Genomic DNA, 6250 nt, shown 5'->3' on the forward strand with positions numbered 1-6250 from the left:
AAATTCAAAGTAAAGAAATCATAAAAACACTTTAATTTTCAAGATATTGTGGTCTTTTTCTCTACGGTTACATAACGCCGCGTTAAGGGGCAGCCGACGCAACTGCCAAGCTTCCGCATAACACCGTAATCACAAAAACCAACGCATGATAAAAATGCCACGCGTTGGCTGTCCCTCTTGAAGCGTTTGTTAGCTTTAACCTGATAGCCCCACCAGAATGAACACATAACTATTATGAAAGGCATGAGTTAGGAAAGCGACTTTTGCACCCTCAGATGTAGATATTTTTTGCCACACCTGAAAACCGAGACAAAAGACTACAAACGGGGCAAACGTGAACAAGCCCCACAATGGATGGCTTAAAGAGTGCAGAACTGAAATAGACAAGGCGACCAAAAAAGCAACCAATAGTATATTTTGCATGAACTTCTGAGCTATCCATATGAGTAGGGCAATTAGTATCGTTTCTACAAATGGAGCGAATAGAATCAAACCGAACGCATCAAAAAAGGAAAACGATAAGTCCTCATTAGGCGCTTCTTCAGGAAAACCAACTAAAAAATGATACAAACACGCAAAACCAAAGGCAATACAGGCACTTAATGCCGACGCTTTAAAGCTATATGACATTTTTGAATCATTAATTTCGAATAGGAACATACGTACCCCTTTTAAAGCTAACGCCGCATTAAGGGGCAGGCAACGCAAACAACTGCGCTCAAATTAACCAGCCGTAACCTCAAATGCTAAACCAAACCAAAACTGCCAAGCGTTGACTGTCCCTCTTGAATGCTTTGTTATGTAACTTTACTAACCATTTCAAAACATTACAAAGAACAGCATTGCCAAATATCGTTTAACTTACATGAAAATTTAGCAGTAACCCAGTAGAATTTGCGTGACAACAGCGAAACTGCGAGCCCTAGTTCAAAGAAAAAAATGACTGCCACCAAGCTCATCGCAAACTCACTTAACCATTGAGAAAAGCCTGAAAACTCGAAGAACAAAGAAGACGAAAGCTAAATCAACATGCACGAAACCAACTCAAAGAAAGTCGAAATTAAAATTAGATCAACCATAAAAAACATCTACTTTTCAATGCATTGTGGGCTTTTTCTCTACGGTTACATAACGCCGCATTAAGGGGCAGGCAACGCAAACAACTGCGCTCAAATTAACCAACCGTAACCTTAAATGCTCAACCAAACCAAAACTGCCAAGCGTTGACTGTCCCTCTTGAATGCTTTGTTATGTAACTTTGCTAACCATTTCAAAGCATTACAAAGAACAACATTGCCAAATATCGTTTAACTTACATGAAAAGTTAGCAGTAACCCAGTAGAATTTGCGTGGCAACGACGAAACTGCGAGCCCTAGTTCAAAAAAAAAAGTGACTTCCACCAAGCTTATCGCAAACTCGCTTTACCATTGAAGCCAGAGTAAAAAACTCGAAGAACAAGGAGACGAAAACTAAGCCAATATGAATAAGACTGACTTTGCAAAATTTATAAATAACCTATTAAAACAATAAGTTAAAATCATAAGACATATAAAATAGAAGCTAACTTAAAAATGCAAAAGCATAAAAAAACTTTAACTTTCAATATACTGCGGTCTTTTTCTTTACGGTTACATAACGCCGCGTTAAGGGGCAGCCAACGCTACTGCCAACCTTCCGCATAACACCATAATCATAAAAACCAACGCATAATAAAAATGCCGCGCGTTGGCTGTCCCTCTTTAACGCCTTGTTATATTCATTGCGAGTTACTACAAGGTTTTTTCCACTTCGTAGTAATACCGAATTGCCATACAAAATTTTCGGACGTCTAATTTAATGCTCCAGTTATACTGATTAAACGTACCTTTTAAAACACAAAACCCACTCCAGTATTTTTTAGTGCTTTCATTACTTACTAGTTCCAACTCAAAATCTTCAGCATGAATAATTTTGTTACAACACTCTCTTAGTGAATGTCTAAATTTTCCAGAAATCACTTCAACTATATTTGGAAAATGTTCATACGCTTCAATGTCTGATGAGTAAAACGCTTCCCCTTCATCAGGTTCTTCATCAGGAGAGTATGTGTCCTTATATATTCTAGTTTTAGTTGCACATTGAATTAGCAATGAGCTAACATTTTCGTACAGCCAACTTAAATATTCGTCATAAGAAAAATCCAATTCAGTAATCTCATAGTCATATTCTTTATCATTAGAATATGAGCTATATAATGCCTCGATATAACTACGACTTCCCGATACAATTTGCTCTAATAACATTGCATCACTGAATATTTTATTAAAAACTATCGTATGCCCCATGATGCTCCTTAGAATATAACGCCGCGTTAAGGGGTGAGCAACGCAACTGCCAGCTAACCGCATTGCACTAAAAACTAATAAAATCAACGCATAACGAAAATGCTACGCGTTGCGAATCCCTCTTGAACGCCTTGTTATAGCGTGGTTATTTGCTCTCTGTAGACAAAAAATGGGTTGCACAAAGTTTATTACCTGAAGGATCTCGTAAATAAGCTAAATAGAGCTTTCGGTCTCCACTGATTCGGATCCCTGGTGGATCCTCACAAGTAATGCCTCCATTCGCTATACCTGCTGCATGCCATGCATCAACTAATTCAGGACTACTAACTTTAAAACCAATCGTTATGCCATTACCATGAGTAGCTGGTTCACCATTTACTGGCTTCGTAATGCCTAAAGTACTTTCTTTATTACGATAGAAACAGCGGCCTTTCGCATCAATAAAACCATTCGAGTAACCAAGAACGGCCATAATGGCATCATAAAAAGCCTTTGATTTCTCTATATTATTTGAGCCGATCATTATATGACTAAACACAGTAATTCCCTTTCTTAAATGAAGTTATGACATACTCTGCAACATCGAATCATGTCTGTCTATGCCAAAATGAACAGTAAGCTATAACGCCGCATTAAGGGGCAGGCAACGTAAACAACTAAACTCAAACTAGCCAGCCGTAACCTCAAATGCCAACCAAACCAAAACTGCCAAGCGTTGACTGTCCCTCTTGAATGCTTTGTTATGTAACTTTCCCAACCATTTCAAAGCATTACAAAGAACAGCCTTACCAAATATCATTTAACTTACATGAAAATTTAGCAGTAACCCAGTAGAATTTGCGTGGCAACGACGAAACTGCGAGCCCTAGTTTAAAGAAAAAAATGACTACCACTAAACTTATCGCAAACCCACTTTACCATTAAGAAAAAACGGAAAACTCGAAGAACAAAGAAGCTGAAAGCTAAATCAACATGCACAAAACCCACTCAGAGAAAATCGACATTGAAATTAGATAAATCATAAAAAACATCTACTTTTCAATGCATTGTGGTCTTTTTTCTTTACGGTTACATAACGCCGCATTAAGGGGCAGGCAACGCAAATCACTGCGCTCAAATTAACCAACCATAACCTCAAATGCCAACCAAACCAAAACTGCCAAGCGTTGACTGTCCCTCTTGAATGCTTTGTTATGTAACTTTGCTAACCATTTCAAAGCATTACAAAGAACAGCATTGCCAAATATCATTTAACTTACATGAAAAGTTAGCAGTAACCCAGTAGAATTTGCGTGACAACGACGAAACTGCGAGCCTTAGTTCAAAGAAAAAAATGACTGCCACTAAACTTATCGCCAACCCACTGAACCATTAAGAAAAAACTGAGAACTCGAAGAATAAAGAAGCCGAAAGCTAAATCAACATGCACAAAACCCACTCAGAGAAAATCGACATTGAAATCAGATCAATCATAAAAACATCTACTTTTCAATGTATTGTGGTCTTTTTTTCTTTACGGTTACATAACGCCGCATTAAGGGGCAGGCAACGCAAACAACTGCGCTCAAATTAACCAACCGTAACCTCAAATGCCAACCAAACCAAAACTGCCAAGCGTTGACTGTCCCTCTTGAATGCTTTGTTAGCTGCTTGGTTCATCGTAAAACATATCACGTGCCATCATATATGCTTTATGTACTTCATAGGTTTGATCTGTAACTTCTCCTGAAATCATACCTTGCCAATTTGATTTTAAACATTTTAACCGACCTTCAGTAAGATTGATCATCGACTTAGCAATCTCTAATGTAAATTGATCGCTCGGCTTGAACACAGTATTTTCATGATAGCCAGAATAAAGCCCCATGTTTTTTATCAAATCAAATTTCTTTACAAAATCTAATTGCGTTTCGTATCGCTTTAAATCTCGATTTCTTATTAAATCCAACTCATCATTCATATAGTCGAATTGTGCGATAGATCTTAGTTTAGATTGATGACCTGTGAGGCTTTTATTGAAATGTTTCCAATCTATTTTTTCTTTACCTTTCAACCGAACTCTAGTTCCGTAAATCATTGGAATTTTAGCTATCTCTTCACTTGCTAGATGAGCTAACACGTAAGCTCGCGGAAAACGACTTGCATTGAAAAGAATTAATGACTCTTCTAGAAGTTCACAGGCATTTTGGTACGCCATTTCAGATAATTGTTTTAACTCGTTGTCTGAATACATAAATATAATCTCTCTGTACAGCTAACGCCGCGTTAAGGGGCAGCCAACGCTACTACCAAGCTTCCGCATAACACCGTAACCATAAAAACCAACGCATAATAAAAATGCCACGCGTTGGCTGTCCCTCTTGAACGCCTTGTTATACCGTTCTTATAGCGCTAGAATGACCTTTATAAAGACCACTTAAAGGACTCAATAAATGACCGCTAGAATCTTAGCCGATGTAGCTGCAAGTATTACTGAATTAAAAGCTAATCCGATGAAAGTTGCAACAAGTGCATATGGTGAACCTGTCGCTGTACTTAACCGAAATGAACCAGCCTTTTACTGTGTTCCAGCAAAAGCATACGAAATGATGATGGATCGACTCGATGATCTCGAACTATTAGCGATTGCAAGAGAACGAGAGTCTGAAGAAAGCATTTCGGTAAACATCGATGACCTATAAACTTGATTTCAAAAAGAGCGCGTTAAAAGAATGGAAAAAACTTGGCTCTACGCTGCAACAACAATTTAAAAAGAAACTAATTGAACGCTTAGAAAACCCACATGTACCAGCATCAAAACTCTCTGGCGCTGACAACATGTATAAAATAAAGCTACGTCAGTCTGGCTATCGTCTCGTTTACCAAGTAAAAGATGACGTCATCGTGGTAACGGTATTAGCAGTTGGAAAACGAGAGCGAAGTGATGTTTACCGTAGTGCAATGAAACGATTAGATAACTGATTAATATACCAATCAATGCCTCTTTTTTCGGCAAGGTATAACGCCCAATTAAGGTGTGAACCACGCAACCACAGCACTTAACCTAGGCACCGAAATCACTAAACTAAACCAAAACTAAAAATGCCAAGCGTGGTGAATCACTCTTAAATTGTTTGTTATAAGCACTTTTCTATATGAATTTTAAAGCTATTTTCTTTTACATAAGCTTTGTAAATCTCAACGTTACTATTCACAGCCTTAGCTGTTTCTATGAACATATTGCGAAGTGACTCTGACTCGATTTTAGAACCAATAATTATTTTTTTCAAAGAGTGCGGGTTGTAAGAAATTAACCCTGATTCTTTAAGTAAAAATCTATATTCATTTTCATAATTAAAACAATTTGGTTTATTAAAAATAAAGGTATTAATAGCCTGTTCAGTATTTCTATCTTTAAAATTAACACCAGGTACTTCTTCTATCCCCATATGCTGACCAAGTAATTGATCAGTTGCGAGTAACTTTGGATAACCATACTCGACTTTTTGATGCGTCTTGCAACCATGGTTTTCAAAATTTTTTTTCAGCATTTCATCATCAAAAACCAGACAAATTCCTGATAATTCAGCCCCATAATGAGTCCACATTAAAAGATCAGACTCTAACATGACATTTTCCGAGTCAGTGCCCATACATAAAAGAGAGCATTTTCTTAACTCATTGATATCAGGTATAATTCTAGGATCAATGTTTTCTTCGCTCGGCAAAATACCAAACATGTTCTCTGTTGGATCGTTGAGCTTCTCTAGCTTTGAAAAGAAAAGAGAATGTGTTCTCAAAGCAGTCAGAGAATTCATATTTGCAGTTTGAAATTTATATAGTGCCATTGGATACTCCTGTGCTTATAACGCCACGTTAAGGGGTGAGCAACGCAACTACCAACTCACCGCATTGCATTAAAAACTAATAAAATCAACGCATAACG

The 6250-nt window shown here is 37.5% G+C and carries 7 protein-coding genes; 2 read left to right on the plus strand and 5 right to left on the minus strand.

The genetic code is table 11. The features are described 5' to 3' along the window. Positions 1 to 195: 195 nt before the first annotated feature. The 4 genes from B7C60_RS00510 to B7C60_RS00525 all read right to left on the minus strand — a co-directional run bounded on the left by B7C60_RS00510 (position 196) and on the right by B7C60_RS00525 (position 4558). A complete protein-coding gene (locus tag B7C60_RS00510) occupies positions 196 to 660 on the minus strand; it encodes a hypothetical protein (RefSeq protein ID WP_099609983.1) in 465 nt (154 codons plus the stop codon). A gap of 1110 nt (positions 661 to 1770) precedes the next feature. After that, positions 1771 to 2325 (minus strand): hypothetical protein, encoded by a 555-nt coding sequence (locus B7C60_RS17000; protein WP_157928662.1) that lies wholly within the window; start codon positions 2323 to 2325, stop codon positions 1771 to 1773. A 145-nt stretch (positions 2326 to 2470) separates the two neighbouring features. Continuing rightward, positions 2471 to 2863 carry a VOC family protein gene (locus B7C60_RS00520; RefSeq protein WP_040905355.1) on the minus strand — a complete coding sequence of 131 codons (393 nt, stop codon included), beginning with the start codon at positions 2861 to 2863 and terminating at the stop codon, positions 2471 to 2473. A 1104-nt stretch (positions 2864 to 3967) separates the two neighbouring features. Further along, the gene (locus tag B7C60_RS00525; protein WP_099609984.1) at positions 3968 to 4558 is read right to left on the minus strand and encodes an AbiV family abortive infection protein; all 591 of its coding nucleotides are present in this window, start codon (positions 4556 to 4558) and stop codon (positions 3968 to 3970) included. Between the two features lie 199 nt (positions 4559 to 4757). On the opposite strand from B7C60_RS00525, the gene B7C60_RS00535 reads away from it, so the two are divergent. Both B7C60_RS00535 and B7C60_RS00540 read left to right on the plus strand, forming a co-directional pair. Then, positions 4758 to 5006 carry a type II toxin-antitoxin system Phd/YefM family antitoxin gene (locus B7C60_RS00535; protein WP_000126952.1) on the plus strand — a complete coding sequence of 83 codons (249 nt, stop codon included), beginning with the start codon at positions 4758 to 4760 and terminating at the stop codon, positions 5004 to 5006. Beyond that, positions 4996 to 5286: a type II toxin-antitoxin system RelE family toxin gene (locus B7C60_RS00540; RefSeq protein ID WP_099609985.1), complete on the plus strand. Its 291-nt coding sequence runs from the start codon at positions 4996 to 4998 to the stop codon at positions 5284 to 5286. Before B7C60_RS00535 ends, B7C60_RS00540 begins: the two co-directional genes overlap by 11 nt. Before the next feature lie 155 nt (positions 5287 to 5441). On the opposite strand, the gene B7C60_RS00545 is transcribed toward B7C60_RS00540, so the two are convergent. Beyond that, positions 5442 to 6152, minus strand: coding sequence for a DUF2971 domain-containing protein (locus tag B7C60_RS00545; RefSeq protein WP_099609986.1), 711 nt, complete (start codon positions 6150 to 6152; stop codon positions 5442 to 5444). Positions 6153 to 6250 lie beyond the last annotated feature (98 nt).

This window comes from Vibrio fujianensis (genome assembly GCF_002749895.1).
Classification (GTDB): Bacteria; Pseudomonadota; Gammaproteobacteria; order Enterobacterales; family Vibrionaceae; genus Vibrio; species Vibrio fujianensis.